Origin of the sequence: Fodinicola feengrottensis (assembly GCF_039530045.1) — a bacterium.
In the GTDB taxonomy this organism is placed as follows: domain Bacteria; phylum Actinomycetota; class Actinomycetes; order Mycobacteriales; family HKI-0501; genus Fodinicola; species Fodinicola feengrottensis.
On record NZ_BAAANY010000003.1, the window covers coordinates 20,573 to 45,334 of the forward strand.

Sequence of the window (24,762 nt, forward strand, 5' to 3'; positions counted from 1 at the left end):
GCCGGCCTGGAAGCCGGCGCCCGCCGGGTCACGACGACCCGGCGTCGCGTCGCAGGCTAGGAAGGCGCGATGGCAGCGCGATGGAATCGGGCGAGAATCAGCGAAGCTGCCGGCCGTACGAGCCAACATAGGCACGCGACGGCCCGCCAAAACGCGCCTCAATCTTCGCCAGCGCGTCCAACAGCTCCGGTCGCGGCCAGTTCTGCGGCAGCAGCTCCGGCGGCAGGTCCGGCAACCGGCCGACATCGACCAGCGCCGCCACGCTCAGCTCGTTCCAGCGCCGCAGGGTCGCACCGGTGGCCGGCAACGGCGACTTCTTTCCCAGCTCCGACCGCAAACTCCGCAGGTGAGCGCGGTAAATCTCAGCGAGCCCCAACAAATCCCATCCGCGACAAGCGGCCTCCGCCGCGTCCTCGATGGACATTTCCAGCCGCGCCGAGAGCAGCCGGGACCCGTCCGGCGGATCCGGCAGCCGGCTCTCCAGCACCGTCCGCCGGTCCGACAGGGAGATGAGCACACCCGGCTGGAGAATGCCGTAGCCGGCGAAGAGCGCATGCCGGCGAAGAGCGTCGCGATACGCCCGGTGTTGCTCGGGCACCTGGAAGAGCAGCGCATCGTACGCACCTGTCCAGCGCATCGGCGGCCGTGTCTCGGCCGTCTGGATGCGCTTGAACTGCCGAAGGAACTCCCCGATCAGCCGGTAGTCGACACCGCGGCCACGGCGCGTACCCGCCAGCTGGCCGTCGCGTTGCATCCGGGCGATCAGCGCCCGCGCCGCCGCGGTGGTCAGGCCCAGATCGCCCAGCAGGGTGGTCAGCACCGTCCCCGGCAGCTCTTCCTGTTGGGACACCCCGAACACAAACGGGACAAAGCTCACCGAGCGTCCGCGCCCAGACTTGACGTGCTGATTCACGATCGTCATCGTAAACGTCACATCTACTTCTCCGCACGGGAGCCAGCCGATGACCCAGCAGCAGACCACTGCCACCGCACCGACCGGCGAACGCGCCGGCTTCGGCGCCTTCCTCAAAAGCATGTTGCCGACCATCTTCTTCAACCTGATCCTGACGACCGTCACGTATTTCGTCCTGACCCAGTACGGCATCGGCCCGGTCGCGGCGCTCGCCATCAGCGGCCTCTGGCCGGCCGTCGAGCTCGCCATCGTGTACGCGAAACAGCGCCGATTGGACGAACTAAGCCTGTTCGTGCTCATCTTGCTGGTCATTGGGATCGCCAGTTCGCTGGCCTTCAACAGCCCGAAGGTGGCGCTGATCAAGGACTCCGCGCCGACCGCGCTGTTCGGCATCGTCTGCCTGGGATCGCTGCTTTTCCCGCGGCCACTGATGTTCTTCTTCGGCCGCCGGTTCGGTACGGACGGCACGCCGGCCGGCATCAAAGGCTGGAACGACCTGTGGGAGCTCAAGGGTTTTCGCAGTACGCAGTATTTCCTGACCGTCGTCTGGGGTGTCGTCCTGCTTGCCGAGGTGGGCACGCGTACAGTCCTGGTGTTCCTGCTGCCGCTGACGGTGATGGTCGCCATCTCCCAGCAGCTCCCGATCGCGGTGATCATCGGGCTGGTCGGCTGGACCATGTGGTACGCACGACGCCGCCAGCGGATGGCCGCCGCCCGGGGCTTCCAGACGGTTTAATGCGCGGGCTGAATGATCTTCAGCCGGGACGCGCATCGTGCACGTGCAGCGACTTACAGTGACAGACAACATCCTCTTCGTGACATCCGAGACGCCGGAGGACCGACCCTTGTCACCTAGCTCCCGTTTTGTCCAGCGCCACGCGCATCAGCCCGGGAACGCCCTCGGCGCCATTTGCCGCCCGTACGAGACGTTGGAGATGGCCCGCTGCCAGCACTGCGGGCAGATGCTGGTCAAACCCGAGGAGCAGGAGACGCAGTGGCGGACCGTTAGCGACTACGTGAGCGCGCGGATCCCGTCCTCCACCGCGTCTCTCCTTTAGCCGGTCCCCCGGAAGCAACGCCCCGCTTCGTGCGCCCCACGCACGCAGCGGGGCGTTGCGCTGTCCGACAGACAACGAAGGTTGCCGCCGCCTTGTCATCGCCATAACAAAGAATCGCGCCGAACGTGACATGGATCCGATCCAAGTCAGCCATCGACCTATGATCCGCATGCCCAGCGACGAAACACAACGGGGAGTTCTGATGATCCTGACCGACCGGATAGCCATCGTCACCGGCGCCGGAAAAGGCATCGGCGCCGCGTTGGCCCGGCGGTTGGCGCGGGCCGGCACCCGCGGGCTGGTCGTCTCGGACATTGACGGTGAGGCGGCGCAAGCGGTTGCCGCCGGCATTGAAGCGCAAGGCCAGCAGGCCGTCGCGGTTCGCGCTGACGCCTCCTCGAAAACCGAGATGCAACGGCTGGTGCGGACAGCTCAGCAATCGTACGGAGGACTCGACCTGTTCTGCTCGAATGCCGGGCAGGCGTTTGGAACCGGCTTGCACGCGACCGAGGGAACAGTGGGAGTGTTCCTGGAAAATCAACGTTCTCCAGCATGTTTACGCGGCGCAGGCGGCCGTTCCGGGAATGATCCGGCGTGGTTCGGGCTATCTGTTGATCACCGCGTCCGCCGCGGGCCTGCTCGGCGTGCCCGGCGACGCGCCGTACACGGTCAGCAAACATGCCGCGGTCGGGCTGGCCGAATGGCTTGCGGTGACCTACAAACCGCGCGGGATCCGGGTCAGCGCGCTGTGCCCGCTGGGCGTCCGCACCGACCTTCTGATGCCTGGCATAGCGGCCGGTCATCCGTCCGCGCTGGCGATCGCGGCGGCAGGTCCGTTGCTGCGCCCCGAAGACGTCGCCGAGGCCGCCGTTCGCGGGCTGGCCACCGAGGAATTCCTGATCCTGCCGCACCCGTCGGTGGCCGCCGACTACGCGATCAAGGCCGCCGACCCCGATCGTTGGATCGACCAGACGATTCAGGCCGGCGGCCCGGTGATCGGGAAGTAGGTCTGGTGGACGTACGCGCATGCGGGTGAGTTTCTGGAACATGGCCCGCGCGGATCCGCTGCGCTTAACTGAATGCAACGCAAAGCATTCGGCCATGGAGGATCCATGTTGTCTTTTCTGCGGGTTTTGTCGCTGATCGCGGCCACCCTCACCACCGGCCTGATCGCCGGGCTTTTCTACGGGTTCTGCTGCGCGGTGATGCCCGGCCTGGCCGCCAGCAGCGACCGCACCTTCATCGAAACAATGCAGAACATCAACGTGGCTATCCTGAACGGCTGGTTCTTCCTCACCTTCATGGGTGCACTACTGACCGCGATCGTGGCCGCGGCGCTGCACATGGGCGGCAGCGGGTGGCGGGTTTTCCCCTGGATCCTCGCCGCCGTGTTGTTCTATCTGGTCACTTTCGTGGTCACCATTGCCGCCAACGTCCCGTTGAACGACGCCTTGATGGCCGCCGGCGACCCCGCCAAGATCGGCGACCTCGCCGCCGTCCGGCACGCCTTTGAAAACGCCTGGCTCGGATGGAATCTCGTACGCGCACTCACCAACACCGCGGCCTTTGGCTGCCTGGCCTGGGCCCTGGTCATGGCAGGGCGTACGACCGCATAGTCCGCAAGGCAAAGGAGCCCGGATCCCGCCGACTTTGGCGCGATCCGGGCTCATTTGGTGAATCTTGTGAGGAAAGTCAGCCGCCGTGCCGACCGGCGCCACCGGCGAACCTGGCCGCGCCGGCCACCGCGTCCGCGCCCAGCGATACCCAGCCGTGCCGCAGTTCGTTGGCCAATGCCGCCGGCTCATTCAGGGATTCCTGTTCCAGCAGCGAAAGCCGGTCTTCCCGTAGGCAGGTCTGTGGAAGCGAGGCCAATTCAGCCGCGAGCCGCTCGGCGGCCTCCCGCTCCTGCCCAGCAGGGACCAGCCGGTTGGCGAGCCCCATCGCGTACGCCTCCTGCGCCGGCACCGCCCGCCCGGTGAGCGTCAGGTCCATCGCCCGGCTGACGCCGATCAACCGCGGCAGCCGCACTGTGCCGCCATCGATCAGCGGCACGCCCCACCGCCTGCAGAACACCCCGAAAACCGCGGTCTCGTCAGCTACCCGCAAATCACACCAGAGCGCCAACTCCAGCCCGCCGGCCACCGCGTGCCCGGCGATCGCCGCGATCACCGGCTTACCCAACCGCATCCGCGTTGGGCCCATCGGCCCGTCGCCGTCCGCGGTGACCGCATTGCCTTGGGGCGTACCGATCGCCTTCAGGTCCGCGCCCGCACAGAACGTGCCGCCCTCGCCCCACAAAACCGCGACCGCGGCAGCTGGATCGGCGTCAAACTCCCGAAAGGCGTCCGCCAGCAGCGCTGCGGTCCGCCCGTCCACCGCATTGCGCGCCTGCGGCCGAGACAACACCACGGTGGTCACCGGCCCGCTGCGTTCCACCCGCACACTTTCCGCCATGCCCGGGATTCTAGGCCCCGCCAGCGGCACCTTCATGTATCCACTCGTACGCTGTGAAAAGCCGTCCCCCAAGGAGAACGCCATGAGTGAACCATTTGTCGCCGCAATCGGCGATCGGCGTCCGCGCATCGACCCGGAGGCGTTCCTGGCCGCCGGGTGCCGGGTCATCGGGGACGTACGGATCGGGCCGGCCTCCAGCGTCTGGTATGGCACCACCATCCGGGCCGACACCACCGAGATCACCCTCGGCAGCGTGACGAACATCCAGGACCACAGCGTGCTGCACGCCGACCCCGGTTTTCCCACCACCATCGGGGATCGGGTGTCGGTCGGGCACAACGCGGTCATCCACGGGTCCACTGTGGAGGATGACGTGCTGATCGGCATGTCCGCGACGCTGTTGAACGGAACGGTGGTCGGCGCTTTCTCGATCGTGGCGGCCGGCGCGGTGGTGTTGGAGGGCACCAAAATCCCGGCCGGCTCACTGGTGGTCGGCACACCGGCGAGGGTCGTCCGCCAACTTTCCGACACCGACCGTCAGAAAATCGCGCTCAACGCGGAAGTTTACCGCTACCTGGCTGACCAGCACCGGACCCTGGAGCGGATGTAGCCAGTTTCGGGGAAAGCGCCACCACTGCGATCACCGAGCTTTCCGGGTCCGTGTGCACCTGGACATTCCAGCCGGCCGGCAACACGTCCGCACAGTCGGACACCTTCACCTGTACGCACAACACCGCATCCACTTGGCTAGTGTCTTCCTGCAGCTTGGGAATGACGCTCTTCATGGCGACCAACCGGACCTTGTCCTGCGAGGCACCGAGCCCAACCCAGATCGCGTATTCCTGGCTGTTCTCGAACTCGGAGAGCCCGACCACTTTCGCGCCGGACTTCTTCACCTGTTCGATTCCGGCCACCAGGGCACGAGTGGAGGGCAGCAGCGACGGCACCGGGTCGGCCGGCTGGGAGAACAGAATGCCCAGCCGGTACGCCGGTCGCGGGTCGCCGAAAGCCATCGCCTCGGCGCCGCCGATCATCACCAGCGCGACCAACGCACCGCCGATGGCCAGCCGGTATTCCCGGAGCCAAGGTCTTTTCGCGGCCAGCAAGGAAACCGCGACCGGTAAGAGCAAAAGTGCCAGCAGCATCAACGGCATCAGCAGCCGGTTGATCCAGACCTGGTACGCCAAAATGTTGATGACCAGCAACCCGCCAACCAGGACAGCCGCGGCGTACATCCGGTGCAGCGCGTTTCCGAGCCACAGCACCACGATGACCGCGGTGAGGATCAGGACCACCTGCAGCGGCGCCGGCGCGACCATCTCACCAAGCTGGAATTGACAGCGGAAATCGGCATTGAAGAAGCTGGTTAGCGGATCGTTCAGCGACAGCCCGAAAATCCGGGCGGCCCGCCGAGTGTTCAAGCAGACCACCTGCGTCGCGCTGTCGTTGGACGTGAACATCTCGCTCGCGCCGAACTTGATCGCGTTCAACGCGATGCTGAGCGGCCCGTGCCGGCGCATCGTGGTCTCGGTGACGAAATCCCCGCCGCCCAGCGGAGATCCCCACACCGAATACATCATCAGCATGTACGGGGCGAAAATCACGCCGGCCAGCGCGCCGGCGAGAGCTCCCCACCCGACACCGCGCCAACCACGGCGAATCAGCAGGTATGCCCACCACAGGCCAAAACCGGCGCAGATCGGGAAGGCCGTACTTTTCACCAGAATGCAGCAGCCGAGCCCGAGACCGGTGATCGCGGCCAGCCGCCAGCCACCGCCGCCGTTGCGCAGTTCCAGCACCAGACTGACAAAACACAGCAAGAAGAAGGCCAAAACCGGGTCATTCAACGCGCTGGAGGCCTGTAGCACCAAAATCGGCACCGTCGACACGACTATCGCGGCCGCCATCCGGCCGGTACGTCCGAGGCCCAGCTGCCCGGCGACCCGATGCGACACCACCGCTATCCCGGCGGTGGCGGCCCATGCCACCAGCGACCCCAAGCGCACCGAGTCGGACAGCAGCCGTACGACCAGCATCAGGTATTCGGCGCCTGGGGTGTAAAGCACCTGGCGCACGATCGCGGCCGGATACGGCTCCACCGACGCGTCCACTCGCCAGTGCTCCACCCGTGGCAGGTGATACGCCTGCGAGTCGAGGCTGGTCGGCAGCGCGTAGATCGCCGAGACGAACTCGCCCAGCAGCATCACCACCAGGAATCCGCCGCCGACCCACTCGACCAGGGTGAAGCCCGCGGCCGTACGCCGGATCGCCTGCCAGCACTTACGCGGCAGGTCGCGGGCCTCCCCGAACCGGTCACGCAGCCGGTAGGCCAGGTAGCCGCCGAGCGCGAGCGCGGCGACCGCCCAGGCCACCACCATGGCCGTCCGGGTGAGCAGGTGTGGCACCGAGAACAGCGCGACGAAGGTGAAGATCAGGGCGGTGCCGAGCACGGCAACCCGGACCACCGCCTTCGCTCCGCACCATTTGTGCAGGCGCGCGACAAAAGCCGCCTCGACGGCCACTACGACGACGAGCAGCAGTGCAATCACATATATCCAGACGCGCGGACGGGCAGGTGAGGTCACCCGCAGGGCCAAAAATGCACCCTAGCCGATGAGGCGGCACGCGCTCAGAGGGGCTGCGGTGCCGGTGGTCCCACGTACCGTGCGATGGGTCGGATGATTTTGCTGTCAGCGGCCTGTTCCAGGATGTTCGCGCACCAACCAATCACCCGGCTGCTCGCGAAAGTGGGCGTGAACATTGACCGAGGCAGGCCACTTAGCTCCATCACCACGCCGGCGTAGAACTCCACGTTGACCGGCAGTTCGCGGCCCGGCTTGAGCTCCTTCAGCAGCGCCAGCACGCGGCGTTCGACAGCCACCGCGAAGTCGACCAGATCGCCGCCGAGGCGCTGGCCGATCTCCCGCAGCATCCGCGCCCGCGGGTCCTCGGTGCGGTAGACCGCGTGCCCGAAGCCCATGATCCGGCGGCCGGCCAGCATCTCGGCCCGTACCCACTCGTCGATCCGGTCCGGCGTACCGATCGCGTCCAACGCTTCCAACGCGCGGTCCGGCGCGCCGCCGTGCAGTGGCCCGGAGAAGGCGCCGATCGCGGCCGCCACCGCCGAGGCCACGTCCGCGCCGGTCGAGGCCACCACGCGCGCGGTGAAAGTGGACGCGTTGAAGCCGTGGTCCACGGTCGACACCAGATACGACTCGATGGCCGCCACCTTGGCGGCTTCGGGCACCGCCCCGGTCACCATGTAGAGCCAGTTCGCCGCCGCGGACAGGTCAGCTCGCGGCTCGACCGGTTCCAGGCCCTCGCGGATCCGGTGCAGCGCCGCCAGTACGGTCGGCGTGACGGCACTTATGAGCAGCGCGTCCACGCGTCGCTGGGCTGGATTCTGGTCGTACACCGGCCGCAGCCCGCGGGCCGCGCCGATCAGCGACAACGCCGTACGCAGGCCGGCCAGCGGGTGGAAGGTGGCGCCGGCGAGCGCGATCGAGCGCAACACCGGGCGCACTTCGGCCGGCAGTGGGCGCAGTGGCGCCACCTCGGCCCGGAAGGCGGCCAGCTGTTCGGCGGTCGGGAGCCGCCCGTACGCGAACAGATACCAGACTTCTTCGAGGGTGCGTTTCTCGGCGAGCTCGATCGCCGAATACTGCCGGTAGTGGTAGAAACCGGCACTGCCCTGGACATCGCCGAGCTCGGTGTCGGTCACCACCACGTTCTTCAGTCCGCGCGGGACCTGGATCGGGTCTGTTGCCACTGACATGGATTCTCCTTGTGGGGTCGCCCTCTACTCTCGATACGTCCATCAAGTATTGTCAATATTGATTTAATCAATGTTCGGAGGCGAGATGGACGGTTACCTCAGCACTGAGCAGGTGGCCCGCCGGCTCGGAGTGAAGGCCGAAACGGTGTATGCGTACGTCAGCCGCGGCCTGCTGACCAGCCTGCGGACCAGCGGGCAGCGCGGCAGCCGGTTCGCCGCTGATGAAGTCGAACGGCTGGCCGAGCACGGTCGCGACGCACGCGCGGTCGGCGTGGTCGAGCGCATCCGTACGAGCCTGACGCTGCTTGACCGCGACACGCTCTACTACCGTGGCCTCCAGGTGACCGAGCTGGCCCGGGAGCACCCGGTGGAAGCCGTCGCGTCGTGGCTCTGGACGGCGGATTTCGCTGCTGCGGAACCGTTTCCAGTGGTCCCGGAGCAGGTGGCCGCGGCCGTACGAGCGACTGCGGGGTTACCGGCTGACGCCCGGTCCGTCGACCGGATCCGGCTGATCGTGGCGACTCTCGGCGCGCTCGACCCGCTGCGTTTCGACCTGTCCGCGACCGCGTCCGTACGCACCGCCCGCTCGCTGCTCGGGTCGGTCGTGGCCGCACTGCCGCCCGCTGAGCCGCGGCCGGCGCACGACTTCGCGGCCGCGGTCTGGTCGCGGCTCACGCGGCACCCCGCGCATCCCGCGTGCGTGGCGATCCTGCGGGCCGCGCTCATCCTGCTCGCCGACCACGACCTCGCGGTGTCGACGCTGGCCGTCCGGGTGGCCGCGAGCGGCCGGGCGAACCTCTACGCGGCGCTGTCCGCCGGGTTGGGCGCGTTTGACGGGCAGCTCCATGGGACGGCGAGCACGCTCGCGTACAAGTTCCTGGCCGACGCGCTGACCGACCCGATGACCGCGCTTTCGGACCGCCTACGGCTCGGCGGTCCACTTCCGGGTTTCGGTCACCGCGTTTATGCGCACCGCGATCCGCGCGCGGAAATGCTGCTGGATATGCTGGCCGGCCTCCGACACCCGTCCGCCGTCGCGGTTTCCAGCGCGGTCAACGAAATCCGGACCGCTCAACCGGAGACCTTCGCGAATGTGGATCTCGCGCTTGCCGCGGTCATGCACGCCTTCGACATGTCCGCGGACGCCGGCGAGGCTATTTTCGCGCTGTCGCGGCTGATCGGGTGGACCGCGCACGCCATGGAGGAATACGCGGAGGAACCACTGCGCTTTCGCCCCTCCGGCATTTACGTCGGGCCGATGCCGCCAGCGTGAACGGGCTATTCGGAGGCGAGCGAAACCCCGGCGGACCACACCTTGAATCCACCGGTGACCGCGAAATAGCGGGTGCCGGCGGGCACGGTCGCCGCGTCCGGCAGCTTGGCGATCTTGCTGAGCTGTTTGCCCACCAGGTGCTCGCCCCATTCGAGCATGCGATTTTCCTCGCCACCCCACAGCTGTCCGGCGCCGTAGGCCGAGTGTGGCGGCAGATGCGGCAGAATCAACCCGGCCAGCTTGTTGATGTCTCCGCGTCCGTCCGAACCGGTGCCCTCGGTGATCATCCTGTTCCAGGTGATCCCACCAGCCGCGTGCTTGAGGTGGACAGCGAAACGCATGACGTCCACATTCCATGGAGCTGTGATCGTGACACTGCGCGGTGGCCCCGGCTTGGGCACCGCCTTGCTCGGCTTCTGAGCCGGTTCCACATAAGTGCCCCCGTCGAAGACCTCCTGCGGGATCTTCGCGGCGTTGTCGCGCATCACGCCGAACTGGGCGTCGCTCATCTTGTCAATGTGCGCAGGTGACTCGGCGGTGTTGGCCAATTGGCTGTAAATCGCCTTGTTCAGCGTGATGTATTTCAGGGCAGCGTCGCCCCGCAGCACGACCTGGTGTTCGGTGTCGACCACCACCGCGGTGGTGCCTTCGACAGTGAATCCGACGTGGAGCAGCGCACTTTTCGCGGAGGCATCAGCCGAGAAGAAGGCATTCAGCACAGCCGCGCCTTGCCCGCCCTGGACACCGAAACCCCGCCCCACCGTCATGAGCTGCGAGTCGTACGAGTTGCCCGAACCCGCGCTCCCCTCGGTCAGCAACTCGTCCCACGCGGCGTTGTTCGCGGCCGTACGACTGTCGGAGCCCTCCGTTAATGACGCCGGTCGAGGCTCCGCGCCCGCTCGAAGCAGCTCTTTGCTCCGGGTGTACGAAATGCCCTGGTGGTAGGGCGCGACGGGCTTCGAGAAAGCCAGGCCAACCCCGGGGCGATTCGGAATATTCGCTCGGTTGGCAGCGATTTGTTGGCAGATCTGCGCCTTCGTGATGGTGCTGCCAGGTGTCTCGGCCGGCGCCACCCTTGCCGTCTTGGACAACAAATTCGCCCAGTCCAGCACGGTTTCCTCTGGCACCCGGTCGGCGCCATCCAGGCTCGCCGTGACTTTGCTGTAGTCGCCGGAACCCGCCGCGGCCAATCCGCCGGGCAATCGGGGGCCTTCGGGGCGTACGCCCGTCAAGATCCTGTTCTTGAGATCGGCCAGGCCCTCCAGAACGGCGGGCAGATGGGACGCGGCATCGGCCGTCACATTGGTCGCGAGTCCCTCGAACTGCAGCGCGCGAGCCAGCATCTCGACATCGGACGGGACATTGTCCAGCCCGGGGCCGACCGGTGCGCCGATCTGGACGCCGAGCTGCCACTGCGCCACGCCTGGGTTGATGCTGCCCTCTGCGTTGCGTACGAGCGCGGCGACCAGCGGCGCCAGCGACGCGACATCGACCGGCTTCTTCCTGGCCGCGGCCTGCTCGGCTTTGGGCAGCGCGGCGACCTCCGCGTCGTGCTGGCGCAACACCTCGGCAATCGCGTCGTAGCCAGGCATGGTGATGCTGTTGAGATGCATGAGCCGCTCGATCGCCAACCGCACATCGGCGGCGTCGTTCACCTGCGGCCCGGGGATGTCCCCGACCATCCCGCTTTTCGACACGACCGCGTTGGCGCGCTGCACCGGAACTCGGCGTGTCGCGAGCGTGGTGACCGCCTTGTTGCCCGCTGTACGCTGCAGATCCAGCAGTGCTCGCGCGACCGGCGCCATGCCGTGGCCCTCGTTCCGAGCTGGCGCGGTGGTGACCGGGTGTCGTCGAGCACCTGCTGGGGAACGATCGGACACCGCTCCGGTAGGCGTCAATTCCACGCGTCCTCCCACAGACCAAGGCACAGTTCTTCGGTGATCCATATCGTACGAAGTCCCGCGCCTCGCGTCTTCCCCCTGCTCAAAGGCTTGCGCGATCAGCCCTCATCGTCTCCCCTTGTGGCGATACCTCTTATGCATGCGCGGCCAGCCAAGTCTGGAAGTCGGCCTCAATCGCCGGCTCCCAGTCGGCCACATCGATCTGGGCGCTGGTGTACGTCCGGTCGGCCAGCCGGAGTTTGCCGAAAACGTCCCGCACCCGAATGTCATCGGCGGCCTCGGCGACCGTGTCGGCCAACTGCGCTGGGATCGTCATGATGCCGCTGGGCGTACCAAGAATCACGTCGCCGGGCAGCACGGTGGCCTCGCCGAGCCGGACCGGCACGTTGATGCCGGCCAGTGTCACGTCCGCGATCGCGGTCGGATCGTTGTCCCGAAAGAAGAAGTTCACTCCGTCCAATGAGGACAGTCCGGTCATGTCCCGGATCCCGCCATCGATGACCGCGCCCACGCCGGTCCGGGACGCGATCGCCGAACCGAGGTTGTCGCCGATCACCGTACCGTTGCGAACCTTGCCGAAAATGTCGCACACCATCACGTCACCGGTTTGCAGTGTCTCGATAATCCACGAATTCTGCCGGTCGCCGGCCAGCCGACCCTCGCGCGCGCCGGCGGCCACCACGGCGGCGTCATAATCGGGGCGGTGCGGCAGAAACTGGGCCGTCACCGCACGGCCGACCAGGATGGCGCCCGGGTGCGTCTGGCGCCAACCGCCAGCGAACTGGCGGTGATATCCGTGCAGTCGCAGCACATCCCAGGCCTGCTCGGTGGTGGCACCGGCCAGCTTCTGCAAGGTCGCGTCGCACACCCGCGGCCGGCCGTCGGCGGACCTCTCACCCGTCCAGGCCGCGGTCAGCTCGGTCAGGTCGTCAACGCTCGGGGCAATCCGCATGTCTCATCCCTATCACACGTCTCACCAGCACATACGAGCCCCGCCGATGGCGAATTAGGGACCTGCTCGACAACAGAATGCGGTACGAGTTAGGGTCACCTAAGTTCGTCGCCGACCCGTTCGCCCGCGAGCCAGGTGCCCGCCTCTATGCGAGCGGCGACATCGTCCGCTACCGGGTCGACGGCGCGATCGAGTTCCTCGGCCGGGCCGACAACCAGGTCAAAATCCGCGGCATGCGGGTGGAACTGGAAGAGATCGAGGCGGTGCTGGCTCAACACCCGGCCATCCGCCAGGCCGTTGTTCTCGCGAAGAAGTCCCGGCTCTATGCGTACACGGTGGCCGAAAGTGACACGCGGGACGTGAGCACTGAACAACTCCGGCAGTGGTCGACCACCCACCTCCCCGACCGCATGGTCCCGGCCGAATATGTGTTGTTGCCGACTTTCCCCTTGCTGTCCTCGGGAAAAGTCGATCGCAAGGCGCTGCTGGCACGTTCGGCGCCAACCCGACCCGACGGCTCGTACGTGCCGCCAGCCACCGACGCGGAAAAGCTGGTCGCGCAGGTCTGGGAGGAGGTCTTTGGAGTGGACCGGATCGGCGCCACGGATCATTTCTTCGATCTCGGCGGACATTCCTTGCTGCTAGCCAAAGTGCAGGCCATCCTGCGCCGACGGATGTCGGGGGACATCCCGGTGATGGATCTGTTCACGCACCCGACCGTCCGGGAGATGGCTGGCCTGCTGGAATCGGAGCGTACGGCCACCGAGACCGCCGCGTTGGGCGTCCTCCTACCGATTCGTACGGAAGGATCCCAGCTACCGCTTTTCTGCGTCCATGGCGCCACCGGGCTGAGTTGGCAGTATGCCGGCCTGCGCAAATACCTCAGCGCCGACATTCCGCTGTATGCCCTGCAGGCCCGCGGGTTCGACCGCCGCCGCGACCTCGCCGGCAGCCTCGCCGAGATGACCGGCGAATACCTCGACCACATCCGGACGATCCAGCCGCACGGCCCGTGCCGACTGATCGGGCTGTCGTTTGGCGGGGTGCTCGTCCAGCAAATGGCCGTCCGGCTGCGAAACCTGGGCGAGCCGGTCACCTTGTTGTCCATTTTGGACGCCTACCCGAAATATCTATGGGAGTCATTCTCGGTGGACTACGAACAAAAGGCGCTCCGCTCGCTGCTCTACATGGCTGGCTATGACCTCAGCGCGCTCGACGACGAGCCGCCGCGGCACGAGCGGGTCACCCGGATCATCCGCGAGCAGGACGGGATTCTCGCCAAGCTGGAAGACTTCACGCTCTCCGCGGTTGTCGACAACTTCATCAACGCGGCCGTTCTGCAGCAAAGTGCGACCTTCGAGAAATTCGACGGAGACCTGTTGTTCTTCCGGTCGATGGTGGACCGGATCTCGGACACACTGGTGCCAGCGAAGTGGACGCCCTACATCGGCGGCAGCATCGAGAGCCACGACGTACATGCCCGCCACGACGACCTCCTGTCGGCCGCAGCGCTGACCGAAATCGGCCCAGTCCTGGCTAACGCCTTACAGAGGATCCAGAGAACATCCAGAGCCATCCCGGAAGCTGTCCGCCGAGACCGACGTTTTCGGTCAGTGACGCGGGAGGATCTATGGCACAGCGAGAAGATGAAGAACGTTCCCGGTCCGGCGCGGTGAGCCGGCGGGCCGCGCTGGGATGGGCTGGTGCGGTCGCGGTCGCCGCGACCGTCGGAGTGCCCAGGATGGCCTTCGCCGATCCGCCGCCGACACTGGTGATTCCGACGCTGGTGGGGCCGGTGTCAGAACTGTGCACCACAGTACGGGTGCAGGGCGCGCTGAAGGGCGCCCATGTCACCGTGGAGTCCATTGGCGCGAAGCCACGGGTGGTCGCCCAGCAAATCGCGAAGTTCGGCGGGGACGAGCGGCTGACCACTCTCTCGCCGCTACGATCCGACGATTTACTGGTCGCGTACCAGGAAGTGGGCGCGGACAAGAGCTCGATGACGCCCACCGACATGGCGATGGGAGTACAGCCGGCACCGGTGAGCCTCGACGAGATTGGCTATCTGGGCGCGCTGACCCACCTTTTCCAATGTGGACGGTACGTCTGGATCACTGGCGCGATTCCCGGCGCCACCATCGAAGTTTCGTTCAGTGGTGTCGTACAAGCGCAAGGAACCGCGTACGAGGGCGAGGCTCGGCTGACGCTGGCCGCCCCGATTTCGGCTGGCTCGCCGGTGAGTCTGCGGCAGATCACCCCGATCGGTCCGGGTCCCACGGTCCCGATCATGCCTGATCAGCTGCCAGCGACGCTGTCCGCGCCCACCGTCCAAGCACCGCTGGTGAGCTGCCAAACGGCCGTCCTGGTGACAGATGTGCTCGACGGCGCCCAAGTGACCCTCACCCACAAATCCGGCGTCACCCAGACCGCCGGATTCGACCGCTCGGCATTGTGGATGGGTGTGCAACCGCTGGTCGAGGGCGACACCATCGCCGCTACTCAAGTGTTTCCCCAACCTTGCAACAAAACGAGCCCGACCAACCCGTCGGTGCGGGTGGTGGCGCCGGACAAGGTCGACCCACCGTCGATCATCGGCCCGTTGTGTGCGGGCTCCAACAAGGTACGGGTCGCCAATTACGCCCCCGGGGCGACCATCAGCCTGCAAATCGATTCGACGGTCTATCGCGGCATGCCGCCGGCCGCTGGTTCGTACGACTTCCAGGTCGACCCACTGCCGGCCGGCGCGAATGTCCAGGTCCGTCAGGAGATCTGCGGTGTCATCGGGAAATTGTCGGAGCCACCGCTGGGGGTGGACAGCCACCAGGATGTCACCAAGGCCGCGACGATCCATCCCAAACTGCATGCCTGCGGCCGTGGTATCTGGATCGCCGATTTCCACCAGAACTCGCTGGTGCAGGCCTGGGCCCAGCACGGGACGTCGTTCGCGCCCATTTCCGAAGTCATCGTGGCGCGAGAGCCCGCCCAGCAGTTCATTCCCGTCACGCCCTACCTTCGACAGGGCGACCAGGTGGTGGTCCGAGAATGGGCTTGTTCCACCCAGAAACTGGACTCCGCCGCGCTCACAGTACTCGGACCGGACAGTCCTGGGCCGCCGCAGATCCCGCCGACGCCGACGGCCGAAAGCACCGTGGTCACAGTCATCAACGTCGTGTCCGGTGCGCTTGTTGAGGTATTTCTCCAGGAAAGCGCGAATGCCCCATGGCAGTTCATCGGATCCGCGGTGGGGATGGACGAGGACGCCAACTGGTTGCTGGGCGTACCAGTCAACGTACGGCTTCCCTTGGACGGTCTGGTCAAGGCCAGGCAAGCCGTCTGCGGAATGCAGACCGAGTTCGGAGCAGCCGTCAAGATCATCCGCGGGAAGCCTGGTATTCCGGTGCTGGACACACCGGTCAATATCGGCAACCAGCCACTGCGTCCCAGTTTTCGTTGGCATGACCCGTACGCCGGCGACTCGCGGCGAGCTAGCAGCTTCATCATCACGGCTGCGGTGAACGGTGGGGCAGCCGCTTTCAGCAAGGAGGTTACCAGCACCTCGTACAGTCCGGACACGGACCTCCTGGAAAAGACCACCTACTGGTGGACCGTAAAAGGGAAAAACTCCAGCGGCGACGGTGTCACGTCCCAACAGGCCCTGTTCGACACCGGGCCAAAACCCACGCCACCGCCCCCGCCGCCGCCGGTGCTCACGGGGTACGACGTGAACACCCTGACACTGAAGGGCACCGGATTCAAACCGAGCGGCACCGTCTACGTCTTCGTGGCGATTGCCGGCTGGATCCCTGGCAACAGTCTTTACGATCTGCGATACAGCAGTCCTTTGGTGCAATGCACAGCGGATGCGACGGGGAACCTCAGCGCCCGCGTCGACCCGAAAACGGCCGTCCCGCCGATTTATGTCGAAAGCTATGGCACCTATCTCTACGGTGCCTGGCCCGGCGAAAAAGTCAGCTTCACCGCCCATGACGCGAATGCGAACGTAGAGAGCAACACGTTCACTGTCACGGCATAGCGTCCACAGTGGGCACTAACCGCGGCGGCCCGGTGGCGCTCAATCCTCGTTCTCGCTCTTGCCCCGGCGCCAGTAGCCGGAGAAGTAGACGTCCTCCCGGTCGAACCGCCGGTCCTGGACCAGGTGCGCCCGTACGGCCCGGGCCATCGACTGCTCGCCGGCGATCCAGGCGTAGCACCGGGGGGCGTCGGCCGGAATGTCCACACTGGACACCGCCGCGAGCACCGCGTCTTCGGAGCCGTCTCGATGCAGCCAGGTCACCCGCACGTCCCCGGCCGTCGCCCACCGCTGCTCGTCAGCCGCGTCGGAGACCTCGACAATGACCTCCGCTCGTACGCCCGCCGGCAACGCCTCGACGATCGCCCCGATCGCCGGCAGCGCGGTCTCATCGCCCACCAGCAGCTGCCAGCGGCACCCCGGCGCCGGCTGGTAGGCGCTGACCGGTCCCCAGAGCGCCAGCGCGTCCCCCATCGCCGCGGTGGCCGCCCACCGCGATGCCGGCCCGCCGTCCTCGTGCAGCACGAAGTCGATGTCGACCTGCCGCTCAGCCGGCCGGTGCCGGCGTACGGTGTAAGTCCGCATCACCGGCCGTACGTCCTCCGGCAGGCCGAGGATGCCTCGCGGGGTCATGTCGTCGTCCACCGCTGGCTCTGCCTGTCCGGGCTGCGGCAGCAGCACCTTTACTCTCTGGTCCGGCCCCTCGCTGACGAAGTGCCGCAGGTCGTCACCGGCCAGGCTGATCGTCACCAGGTGCGGGCTGAGGGCGGCTCGGCCGGCGACCCTGACGCGGTACAACCGCATGGCCCGCCCGGAGCGGGAGGTCAGGCCTCGGACGGCGGTCACCTCAGACATACGCGCTCCTCTCACGGCTAGGTAAGCCTTACCTACTCGCCAAGGTGCTGGCGAGGCATCGTGAGAATTCACCGCCATCGGCGCGATCGTACGGCCGAACCAGGGGCCGTAATGGGGCAATCCGGTGGGGCCCCGACGCTAGCGCTGGACGCTGGACTGTGGTTCACTCTTGGACGGTCGCGAGGTTTTGTGTTCGTGTTGTTCACGCACGCAATACGATGTTGCGGGCGTTGGTTTTTCCCCCAGGTTGCGGTCGGAAAAGTCCCCGTCTGACGACTGATAGACCCGGCCGCCGCAAACCGCGGTGGCCGTCAGCTCCTGGGAAGGAAAGCAAGGAAATGGCTGAAGGCACTGTCAAGTGGTTCAACGCTGACAAGGGCTTCGGGTTCATCACGCCGGACGGCGGCGGCTCGGACGTGTTTGTGCACTTCTCGGAGATTCAGGCCAGCGGTTTCCGCAGCCTGGAGGAGAACCAGCGGGTCAGCTTCGAGATCGGCCAGGGCGCCAAGGGCCCGCAGGCCACTGGCGTTAACGTTCTCTAAGAACTACTAGTGTGACGCGCATCACATTTTTGTGATGACAGAAGGCCCGGGATTGCCCACGCGGCGAACCCGGGCCTTCGCGCTTTCATTGAATACCGTATAAACGCCAGCCTTGACACGCGATCGCTGATGACAAATGATCGATCGATCGGTTGTCTGTGCCGTTCCTGGCTGGAGTGGCGCTGAGCAGCGCAAACACCGGGCTTCCAGGAGTGCTGCAGATGACGTCTCCCGACCTCAGCGCGGTGAACGCCGGCCGCCGGATGTCCTTCGCCGCCCAACTGTCCAGGGCCGCGCGACTGTACGGGGATCGGGTGGCGTTCAGCTTCGCCGGCCGGGACCTGACCTTCGGCGCACTCGACGAGCGAGTCACCCAACTGGCCTCGGCGTTGGCCGAGCAAGGCGTTGGCCGCGGCGACCGGGTAGCGATCCTGATGCGCAACAGACTGGAATTCCCGGAGACCCTGCTGGCTCCGCTGAGGCTCGGCGCGATCGCCGTTCCGGTCAACTTCCGCTTGGTAGCTGGGGAAATCTCGTACATCCTGGCCGACTCAGGGGCCTGCGCACTGGTGGTCGACGGCGGCCTCGCCAGCACCGCGGCGGCCGCGTCGTCCACAGTGGACAGCCTGAAGGTCGTGCTGGTGACCGACGGCGGGGAAGCCGACTTCGGGCCGGATGCACTGGCGTACGAACAAACCGTGGTCACCGGTTCCACCGACCCGCTGGACATCGACGTGCCGGAGTCCGAAGCGGCGTTCATCATCTACACGTCCGGCACCACCGGCCGACCCAAAGGCGCGGTGCTGACGCATTTCAACCTGCTGATGGCGCATCTCATCCAGGGCCTGGCCACCGGCGGGGTGGCCCGCGAGCCAGCCACCAGCCTGCTGGCGGTGCCGATGTTCCACATCGCCGGCCTTTCGCTGTCGTTGAGCTCGATGATCACCGGCAGCCGGGTGGTGCTCTATTCGTCACCGACCTTCGTTCCGGCCCAGATCGTCGACCTCTTCGAAACCGAGCGGGTCACCAGCTGCTTTTTCGTGCCCAGCCAGTGGGCGATGATCTGTGCCGTACCGGGGATCAAAGACCGAGACCTGACGCTCGACAAGATCTCGTGGGGCGCAGCGGTGGCGGCACCGTCCGTACTGGCCGCGATGGCCGAGGTGTTTCCCCAAGCGCCGGCGTATTGCGCCTTCGGTCAGACCGAAATGAGCCCAACCACCTGCGTTTTGCGCGGCGAGGACGCGGTCACGAAAATGGGCTCGGTTGGTACGCCGCTGCCGGGCATCGAGGTCCGGATCGTCGATGAGTTCATGAAAGACGTGGCGCCCGGCGACGTCGGCGAAATCGTGTATCGCGGGCCAACCACCATGCGCGAATACTGGAACAAGCCGGAGGCGACCGCGGAAGCGTTCGCCGGCGGCTGGTTCCATTCCGGCGATCTCGTACGAATGGACGAAGACGGCTTCATCTGGGTGGTGGACCGGAAAAAGGACATGATCATCTCCGGCGGAGAGAATATATACTGCGCCGAGGTAGAGGCCGCGATCGACAGCCACCCAGGCGTCGCCGACGTTTCGGTGGTCGGTCGCGCCGACTCGCACTGGGGTCAGGTGCCAGTCGCCTTCGTGGTGGCCGCCGACCCGGCTTCCCCACCCACGTTGGAAAACGTGCTCGAACACCTGCGTGAGCGACTCGCGTCGTACAAGCGGCCGAAAGAGGTCGTCGTCGTCGAGGCGCTCCCCCGCAACGCCTCCGGCAAAGTCCAGAAGTTCGTGCTGCGCGAGCAGGCTAACGCCTGATTGGCCCTTCCTTTGCTCACCTCCGGGCTGGAAACGGTGAATCGCTGGGGAAAGTGCCGGATTTGCCGGTAATGCACGGACGCTCGGTCATGAATTCCGCCGTAATGGTTAAAATTTCCACTTTATGGCAGGAAAATACAACCTTGCCAATTGTTCCGGTTGTATGTTTTGGTGTCTTCGTCCGTTAGTACGCAAGACCTTTCACCGAAACGCACGCGTGATGTGCTGACCGCGCCCTGCCCGCCGCTGTCCCGTCTCGGGAGTTCGTCATGCCATTTTTCGCCCCACGCCGTGGATTCCGCACCGGCCTGGCGGTCACCGCCGTGCTCGCCAGTGCCCTGGTCGCGAGCCCCGCCACCGCCGCGACCACGTACACGCTGGTGACCCAGCCCGCCGGCGGCCACACCGCGCTCTTCACCCTGATCACCAGCGCGAAGACCAGCATCGACCTCACCATGTACGAGCTGACCGACACCACCGCCGAGCAGGACCTGGCCGCCGCCGCGGCGCGCGGGGTCACCGTGCGGGTGATCCTGGACGGCCGGCAAAGCTCGACCAACGCCAGCGCCTACAGCTATCTTGGCGGCCACGGCGTCGGTGTCGTCTACTCGAATTCGAAATATTACTACACACACGAAAAATCGATGGTGGTGGACGGTACGACCGCGGCGATCATGACGGAAAACTGGACGCCCGCCTACTACTCCGCCGACCGCAACTTCGATCTGATCGAGAACGACACCGCCGACGCCAGCGCGTACGAAAAAGTTTTCGCCGCCGACTACACGAAAAAAGCGGTCACCCCCACCGACGGCGACGACCTGGTGTGGAGCCCGACGGACTCGCAGTCCCGACTCCTCACGCTGATCAACGGCGCCACCACCAGTCTCACCCTCTATTCGCTGGAAATGGGTTCCAGCCAAATCGTCGACGCCTTGGTCAGTGCCAGAAGCCGCGGCGTGACGGTAAACATCGTCGCCGAATACAGCTCTTCGTACGCTTCCAACTACGACAAGCTCGCCAGCGCCGGCGCGACCGTGGTCAGCTACGCCGCCAGCGACAGCCTTTACATCCACGCCAAGGCAATCGTCGCGGACGTGAACACCAGCAAAGCCAAGGTGTTCCTCGGCTCGGAGAATTTCACCCCCACCTCGTTGAATTCCAACCGCGAGCTCGGCCTCATCATCACCAACCCGGCCGTCATCTCGCAGGTGAACTCGACGCTGAAGCTGGACCTGGCCGACGGAACACCCTGGAGCTAGTCGACCGACAGCCCAGACCTCACGGCGAGACGTGGCGTTCGCGGTAGGCGCGCACGCGGTGCCGGACGCCGCAGGCTTGGGCGAGGCACCACTTCCGCCGGCCAGTGGGGTCCAGGAAAAGCATTCCGCAGTCGGGATCGCCGCATTGGCCCAGGTCAGCGGCCATCGGGCCGCCGAGGTGCTCGGCGGCCTGCCGGGCTATCCGGGCCAGCGCTTCTCGGGCGGTGGCGGGCGCTCGTACCGCCGCGCCTTCCAGGACGAGCGGGTGATCGTCGGCGAGTGCCCGGTTGAGCAGGGCGAGGTCGGCGGCCGGCCAGGACTGTGAGTGGAAGGTGGCCAGGGCCAGGCTACGCAGGGCTTCTCGCAGGTCGCGGGCCCATCTCAGGTCCGCTTCGGTCGGATCGGCGACGGGCGACAGACCCTCGCGGGCGAACCACTTTCCGAGTAGCTCGGCGGTCCCGAGCCGGTCGTGCGGCGTGGGCCCGTACGCCCGCCGGACCGTGATCAGCAGGTCCAGCCACAGGCCGCCGCTCTCGCACTCCAGCCAGTGCCCGCCCTCCAGCTCCACAACCCCACGATACGCCTTGAGGTGTTACGGTGCTTGTAACGGGCCAGGCTGTTACAGGAGGAATCGTGACTCAGGTGGAGTCCGCGCCATTGGTACGGAACGGCAGCCAGGGGTGGCTCGCGGCCGTCGGCCTGTCGGTGTTGTTCGTGCTCATCTGGAGCGGCGGCTACCTGGTCGGCACGATCGGCGCGCACAGCGGCCCACCGCTGGCCCTCGCGGCGTGGCGATTCCTTGCTGCCTTCGTGGTCATCGGGGTGGTCGCCCTGGTGACGCGGGCACCGTGGCCGACGGATCCGCGGGTGTACGCACACCTGCTGCTCACCGGCGCGTTGCTGCAGACCGGGCAGCTCGGCGGCATTTACGTCGGTCTGGGGAACGGCGTTCCGGCCGGACTGTCCTCGCTCGTGCTCAGCGCCTCACCGCTCGTCGTCGCCGCTGCCGCTGTTCCCATCTTCGGCGAAAAACTGGCTGGCCAGCAGTGGCTAGGTCTCGGCATCGGACTGCTCGGAGTCGGCATCTCGCTGGCTGGAAAACTCAGCAACAGCGGGAACGTCATCGGATACGTGTCGACCGGCCTCGCGGTCCTCGCTTTCGCCGCCGGCACGCTCTATCAGAAGAAGTTCGGCCAGACCGTCGACCTGCGGACCGGGACGACGATCCAACTGCTCGGCGCCACGGTCACCTGCTTTCCCCTGGCGGCCGCGTACGGCGGACTCCACCTGCCGTTGACGCTGCCGGCTCTGGGATCGCTGGCCTGGCTGGCGATCGTGAACTCGATCGGTGCGCTAATGCTGTTGTTCGTCCTGTTGCGCCGAAGTTCGGGCGGAGCGGCGACCAGCCTGCTCTATCTCGTCCCGCCGGTGACGGCCCTGCTCGCGGTCCCGTTGCTCGGGCAGCCCGTGACGACGAGCATTTTCCTGGGCATGGCGGTTTCCGCGGTCGGCGTGACTCTGGTTCTGGTGAAGAGAAAGGTCAGACGCCCAGCGCGCTGACAAGTGCGGATCGGTGCGAGGCCGTGCCGCCCAGCAGATGTTGCGATGATTTCGCTCGCTTGTAGTAGAAATGCAGGTCGTGCTCCCAGGTGAAGCCAATGCCGCCGTGAATTTCAATGGAGGTCTCGGCGACTCGGAAATACGCCGGGCCAACCAGCGACGCGGTGAAAGCGGCCGCCGCCGGCAGCTCAGCCGGGCTCTCGTCGGCCACCCAACTGGCATGGCGTACGGCCGCGTTCGCCAGCTCCCAGTCGACATAACAGTCCACACAGAGATGTTTCACCGCTTGGTACGAGCCAATCACCCGACCGAACTGAACCCGCAGTTTCGCGTAGTCAACGGCCATCCGCATCGCCTGCCGCAGCCCGCCGAGCTGCTCGGCGGCCAGCGCGGTCACCACCCGATCGGCGATCGCGGCCAGCTTTTCGGTGACGTCGGCGCCAATGCGGACGGCCGGACAGTCGGTAAACGACAACCGCGCCATCCGCCGGGTCGGGTCGAAGGTCCGCAGCGCCACTCGTTCGAGCCCAGCGGCACTGGCGTCGACCTCGAAGAATCCGGGCCCGTCCGAAGTCTGTGCGTACACCAGGAAAAAGTCGGCGGCCATCCCATCGACGACGAGAGTTTTCCCGCCAGTGAGCGCCCATCCGCCGTCCCGCTCAATGGCCGAGGTCTGTACGGGTGTGCCCCAACCGCCGTCCGACTCGCTGATCGCCACCGTCGCGATCCGTTCGCCAGCGGCGATACCCGGCAGCAACCGGCCGCACGCCGCTTCGTCCCCGACACCCAGCAAAACCTCCGCGGCCAGCACAGCCGAGGCGAAAAACGGTGACGGTACGAGCGTGGCGCCGGCTTCTTCGAGGACGACCGACCGCTCGACCACGCCATAGCCGGCGCCACCGTACTGCTCCGGGATCGCCAAACCCGCGAGCCCCAACTCGCCGGTCATTCGCTTCCACAGCGCCGGATCGAAGCCCAGGTCACCGTCGATCACCTCACGGATCCGCCGCATTGGCGAGTTTTCCGCGAAGAAGCGGGAAACCGTGGCGCGCAGCTCATCCTGCTCGCCGGTCAACGACAGCCGCATGTCAGACGCTCCCCTGCGTGCCGATTTTGAGCTGGTTGAAGGGAATATTCCGATCAACCTGGGTTTCCTTGGGCAGCCCCAGCACTCGCTCGCCAATGATGTTCCGCTGGATCTGGCTGGTGCCACCGGCGATCGCGCTGGCCGGCGCGGAATTCACGTAGCGGGCCAACTCGGTGGCCTCGGTGTCGTCTCCCTCCCAGGCGATCGCGGAAGGACCGGCGATCTCGGCGGCCACATCGGCGGCGAAAGCGGCCGCCTGCGCACCGACCAGCTTGCTGATCGAGCCGCGGGCGCCCGGCGGGTGCCCACTGTCGGCCTGTTCGCGCATCAGCGCGTTCAACAGCCGAAGGGACTGCTGGCGCAGGTAAACCTCGGCCAACGCATCCCGTACGGCCGGATCGTCGGCTCGGTCCTTCTCGCGCGCGACCCGCGCCAGCGAGTCGAAATCCAGCGGGCTGGAACGCGGCCCCACCCGGCCGCCGATGAAAACCCGCTCATGGCCGAGCATCGTCACCGCGGCCGCCCACCCCGCGTCCACCTCGCCGATCACCGCATCCGCTGAAATCCTTACGTCATCGAAGAAAACCTCGTTGAAACGGGCGCCGCCGCTCATGTCGACCAACGGGCGTACGGTGACACCGGGATCATGCATGTCCACCACGAACATGGTGATCCCGCCGTGTTTTGGCTTGGTCGGGTCGGTTCTGGCCAGCAGGGCTCCGAAGTTCGCGGACGCGGCCACCGAGGTCCAGACTTTCTGGCCGTTCACCACCCATTCGCCGCCGTCGAGCACGGCCCTGGTCTGCAGGCTGGCCACATCGGAGCCGGCGCCCGGCTCGGAGAAGAGCTGGCACCAGATTTCCTCGCCGCGCAACAGCGGCTTCAGATACCGCTGTTTCAGTTCGTCCGAGCCAAGATCGGCAACGGTCGGGCCGCACATCCCGATACCGATGATGAACGCGCCGGTCGGGGTGTCGAAATCCTTCACCACGTCGTTCCACGCCTGCTGGTATTGCTCCGGCAACCCCTGCCCGCCGACCTCGACCGGCCAGGTGATGCCGACGAAACCCGCGTCGTAAAGCGCCGCCTGGAACCGCTTCTGCTCCGCCAGGTCGACGCCGGCCGGATCCTGCCCCGCGGCTGTCGAACCGCCGCTGACCTGGACCTGCTCGGCCAGCCAGGACCGTGCCCGGGCCGCGAACTGCTCGACCGTCTCGTTAGGCAATGCACCCTCCCCAGAGCTCAAAAGAACGATCGTTCAGCGCCCAGCGACTGTCAAGCGGGCCGGGTGTGGTTGA

The 24,762-nt window shown here is 66.3% G+C and carries 22 protein-coding genes and 1 pseudogene; 13 read left to right on the plus strand and 10 right to left on the minus strand.

Annotation, left to right across the window (positions count from 1 at the left end; genetic code table 11):
- Positions 1 to 97: 97 nt before the first annotated feature.
- Positions 98 to 913, minus strand: a complete 816-nt coding sequence (locus tag ABD301_RS04605) for a hypothetical protein (RefSeq protein WP_344307450.1) — start codon at positions 911 to 913, stop codon at positions 98 to 100.
- A gap of 49 nt (positions 914 to 962) precedes the next feature.
- On the opposite strand from ABD301_RS04605, the gene ABD301_RS04610 reads away from it, so the two are divergent.
- The 5 genes and pseudogenes from ABD301_RS04610 (at position 963) to ABD301_RS04630 (ending at position 3,587) form a co-directional block, all read left to right on the plus strand.
- The gene (locus ABD301_RS04610) at positions 963 to 1,649 is read left to right on the plus strand and encodes a VC0807 family protein (protein WP_344307452.1); all 687 of its coding nucleotides are present in this window, start codon (positions 963 to 965) and stop codon (positions 1,647 to 1,649) included.
- A gap of 109 nt (positions 1,650 to 1,758) precedes the next feature.
- A complete protein-coding gene (locus tag ABD301_RS04615) occupies positions 1,759 to 1,971 on the plus strand; it encodes a hypothetical protein (RefSeq protein WP_344307454.1) in 213 nt (70 codons plus the stop codon).
- Positions 1,972 to 2,173: 202 nt separating this feature from the next.
- Positions 2,174 to 2,398 (plus strand): annotated as a pseudogene (locus tag ABD301_RS04620) (SDR family NAD(P)-dependent oxidoreductase); the annotation flags it as partial.
- 43 nt (positions 2,399 to 2,441) lie between these two features.
- The gene (locus tag ABD301_RS04625) at positions 2,442 to 2,978 is read left to right on the plus strand and encodes an SDR family oxidoreductase (RefSeq protein WP_279582261.1); all 537 of its coding nucleotides are present in this window, start codon (positions 2,442 to 2,444) and stop codon (positions 2,976 to 2,978) included.
- 105 nt (positions 2,979 to 3,083) lie between these two features.
- Positions 3,084 to 3,587, plus strand: a complete 504-nt coding sequence (locus tag ABD301_RS04630) for an anthrone oxygenase family protein (RefSeq protein WP_163572113.1) — start codon at positions 3,084 to 3,086, stop codon at positions 3,585 to 3,587.
- A gap of 76 nt (positions 3,588 to 3,663) precedes the next feature.
- Here ABD301_RS04630 and ABD301_RS04635 read toward each other — a convergent pair whose 3' ends face one another.
- The gene (locus ABD301_RS04635) at positions 3,664 to 4,425 is read right to left on the minus strand and encodes a crotonase/enoyl-CoA hydratase family protein (RefSeq protein WP_163572157.1); all 762 of its coding nucleotides are present in this window, start codon (positions 4,423 to 4,425) and stop codon (positions 3,664 to 3,666) included.
- Between the two features lie 82 nt (positions 4,426 to 4,507).
- Between ABD301_RS04635 and ABD301_RS04640 the strand changes: the two genes are divergently transcribed.
- Positions 4,508 to 5,035, plus strand: a complete 528-nt coding sequence (locus tag ABD301_RS04640; protein ID WP_344307458.1) for a gamma carbonic anhydrase family protein — start codon at positions 4,508 to 4,510, stop codon at positions 5,033 to 5,035.
- On the opposite strand, the gene ABD301_RS04645 is transcribed toward ABD301_RS04640, so the two are convergent.
- The gene (locus ABD301_RS04645; protein WP_344307460.1) at positions 4,977 to 6,974 is read right to left on the minus strand and encodes an ArnT family glycosyltransferase; all 1,998 of its coding nucleotides are present in this window, start codon (positions 6,972 to 6,974) and stop codon (positions 4,977 to 4,979) included. The two genes, ABD301_RS04640 and ABD301_RS04645, sit on opposite strands and share 59 nt — an antisense overlap.
- A gap of 80 nt (positions 6,975 to 7,054) precedes the next feature.
- Positions 7,055 to 8,200, minus strand: a complete 1,146-nt coding sequence (locus tag ABD301_RS04650; RefSeq protein WP_344307462.1) for a citrate/2-methylcitrate synthase — start codon at positions 8,198 to 8,200, stop codon at positions 7,055 to 7,057.
- Between the two features lie 85 nt (positions 8,201 to 8,285).
- On the opposite strand from ABD301_RS04650, the gene ABD301_RS04655 reads away from it, so the two are divergent.
- Entirely contained in the window at positions 8,286 to 9,473 is a 1,188-nt protein-coding gene (locus tag ABD301_RS04655; protein ID WP_344307464.1) for a citrate/2-methylcitrate synthase, read from the plus strand.
- Positions 9,474 to 9,478: 5 nt separating this feature from the next.
- On the opposite strand, the gene ABD301_RS04660 is transcribed toward ABD301_RS04655, so the two are convergent.
- Positions 9,479 to 11,377, minus strand: coding sequence for a hypothetical protein (locus ABD301_RS04660; protein WP_344307466.1), 1,899 nt, complete (start codon positions 11,375 to 11,377; stop codon positions 9,479 to 9,481).
- A gap of 130 nt (positions 11,378 to 11,507) precedes the next feature.
- Complete coding sequence (locus ABD301_RS04665; protein ID WP_344307468.1) at positions 11,508 to 12,326, minus strand: RraA family protein; 819 nt, start codon at positions 12,324 to 12,326, stop codon at positions 11,508 to 11,510.
- A gap of 77 nt (positions 12,327 to 12,403) precedes the next feature.
- Between ABD301_RS04665 and ABD301_RS04670 the strand changes: the two genes are divergently transcribed.
- Together ABD301_RS04670 and ABD301_RS04675 are read left to right on the plus strand one after the other, a co-directional pair.
- On the plus strand, positions 12,404 to 14,002 hold the full coding sequence (locus ABD301_RS04670) for an alpha/beta fold hydrolase (RefSeq protein ID WP_344307470.1): 1,599 nt from the start codon (positions 12,404 to 12,406) through the stop codon (positions 14,000 to 14,002).
- Complete coding sequence (locus tag ABD301_RS04675) at positions 13,957 to 16,359, plus strand: hypothetical protein (protein WP_344307472.1); 2,403 nt, start codon at positions 13,957 to 13,959, stop codon at positions 16,357 to 16,359. Before ABD301_RS04670 ends, ABD301_RS04675 begins: the two co-directional genes overlap by 46 nt.
- A gap of 39 nt (positions 16,360 to 16,398) precedes the next feature.
- On the opposite strand, the gene ABD301_RS04680 is transcribed toward ABD301_RS04675, so the two are convergent.
- Complete coding sequence (locus ABD301_RS04680; RefSeq protein ID WP_344307474.1) at positions 16,399 to 17,211, minus strand: siderophore-interacting protein; 813 nt, start codon at positions 17,209 to 17,211, stop codon at positions 16,399 to 16,401.
- 338 nt (positions 17,212 to 17,549) lie between these two features.
- On the opposite strand from ABD301_RS04680, the gene ABD301_RS04685 reads away from it, so the two are divergent.
- From ABD301_RS04685 to ABD301_RS04695, 3 genes are all read left to right on the plus strand, one after another.
- Positions 17,550 to 17,753, plus strand: coding sequence for a cold-shock protein (locus ABD301_RS04685; RefSeq protein WP_163573150.1), 204 nt, complete (start codon positions 17,550 to 17,552; stop codon positions 17,751 to 17,753).
- Positions 17,754 to 17,974: 221 nt separating this feature from the next.
- Positions 17,975 to 19,555: a long-chain-fatty-acid--CoA ligase gene (locus ABD301_RS04690; RefSeq protein ID WP_344307478.1), complete on the plus strand. Its 1,581-nt coding sequence runs from the start codon at positions 17,975 to 17,977 to the stop codon at positions 19,553 to 19,555.
- A 269-nt stretch (positions 19,556 to 19,824) separates the two neighbouring features.
- Entirely contained in the window at positions 19,825 to 20,817 is a 993-nt protein-coding gene (locus tag ABD301_RS04695; RefSeq protein ID WP_344307480.1) for a phospholipase D-like domain-containing protein, read from the plus strand.
- 19 nt (positions 20,818 to 20,836) lie between these two features.
- Here ABD301_RS04695 and ABD301_RS04700 read toward each other — a convergent pair whose 3' ends face one another.
- A complete protein-coding gene (locus ABD301_RS04700; protein ID WP_344307482.1) occupies positions 20,837 to 21,385 on the minus strand; it encodes a CGNR zinc finger domain-containing protein in 549 nt (182 codons plus the stop codon).
- A 65-nt stretch (positions 21,386 to 21,450) separates the two neighbouring features.
- Between ABD301_RS04700 and ABD301_RS04705 the strand changes: the two genes are divergently transcribed.
- Positions 21,451 to 22,377 (plus strand): DMT family transporter, encoded by a 927-nt coding sequence (locus tag ABD301_RS04705; protein WP_344307484.1) that lies wholly within the window; start codon positions 21,451 to 21,453, stop codon positions 22,375 to 22,377.
- Here the strand turns inward: ABD301_RS04705 and ABD301_RS04710 are convergent.
- Complete coding sequence (locus tag ABD301_RS04710; protein ID WP_344307486.1) at positions 22,358 to 23,464, minus strand: acyl-CoA dehydrogenase family protein; 1,107 nt, start codon at positions 23,462 to 23,464, stop codon at positions 22,358 to 22,360. The two genes, ABD301_RS04705 and ABD301_RS04710, sit on opposite strands and share 20 nt — an antisense overlap.
- Before the next feature lies 1 nt (position 23,465).
- Complete coding sequence (locus ABD301_RS04715; protein ID WP_344307488.1) at positions 23,466 to 24,689, minus strand: acyl-CoA dehydrogenase family protein; 1,224 nt, start codon at positions 24,687 to 24,689, stop codon at positions 23,466 to 23,468.
- Positions 24,690 to 24,762 lie beyond the last annotated feature (73 nt).

What these genes read in the sequence shown, in the direction of transcription:
- ABD301_RS04610 (WP_344307452.1), top strand. Translation starts at nt 963, where the DNA reads ATGACCCAGCAGCAGACCACTGCCACCGCACCGACCGGCGAACGCGCC.
- ABD301_RS04625 (WP_279582261.1), top strand. Translation starts at nt 2,442, where the DNA reads ATGCCGGGCAGGCGTTTGGAACCGGCTTGCACGCGACCGAGGGAACAG.
- ABD301_RS04630 (WP_163572113.1), top strand. Translation starts at nt 3,084, where the DNA reads ATGTTGTCTTTTCTGCGGGTTTTGTCGCTGATCGCGGCCACCCTCACC.
- ABD301_RS04635 (WP_163572157.1), bottom strand. Translation starts at nt 4,425, where the DNA reads ATGGCGGAAAGTGTGCGGGTGGAACGCAGCGGGCCGGTGACCACCGTG.
- ABD301_RS04640 (WP_344307458.1), top strand. Translation starts at nt 4,508, where the DNA reads ATGAGTGAACCATTTGTCGCCGCAATCGGCGATCGGCGTCCGCGCATC.
- ABD301_RS04650 (WP_344307462.1), bottom strand. Translation starts at nt 8,200, where the DNA reads ATGTCAGTGGCAACAGACCCGATCCAGGTCCCGCGCGGACTGAAGAAC.
- ABD301_RS04655 (WP_344307464.1), top strand. Translation starts at nt 8,286, where the DNA reads ATGGACGGTTACCTCAGCACTGAGCAGGTGGCCCGCCGGCTCGGAGTG.
- ABD301_RS04665 (WP_344307468.1), bottom strand. Translation starts at nt 12,326, where the DNA reads ATGCGGATTGCCCCGAGCGTTGACGACCTGACCGAGCTGACCGCGGCC.
- ABD301_RS04670 (WP_344307470.1), top strand. Translation starts at nt 12,404, where the DNA reads ATGCGGTACGAGTTAGGGTCACCTAAGTTCGTCGCCGACCCGTTCGCC.
- ABD301_RS04675 (WP_344307472.1), top strand. Translation starts at nt 13,957, where the DNA reads ATGGCACAGCGAGAAGATGAAGAACGTTCCCGGTCCGGCGCGGTGAGC.
- ABD301_RS04680 (WP_344307474.1), bottom strand. Translation starts at nt 17,211, where the DNA reads ATGTCTGAGGTGACCGCCGTCCGAGGCCTGACCTCCCGCTCCGGGCGG.
- ABD301_RS04685 (WP_163573150.1), top strand. Translation starts at nt 17,550, where the DNA reads ATGGCTGAAGGCACTGTCAAGTGGTTCAACGCTGACAAGGGCTTCGGG.
- ABD301_RS04690 (WP_344307478.1), top strand. Translation starts at nt 17,975, where the DNA reads ATGACGTCTCCCGACCTCAGCGCGGTGAACGCCGGCCGCCGGATGTCC.
- ABD301_RS04695 (WP_344307480.1), top strand. Translation starts at nt 19,825, where the DNA reads ATGCCATTTTTCGCCCCACGCCGTGGATTCCGCACCGGCCTGGCGGTC.
- ABD301_RS04710 (WP_344307486.1), bottom strand. Translation starts at nt 23,464, where the DNA reads ATGCGGCTGTCGTTGACCGGCGAGCAGGATGAGCTGCGCGCCACGGTT.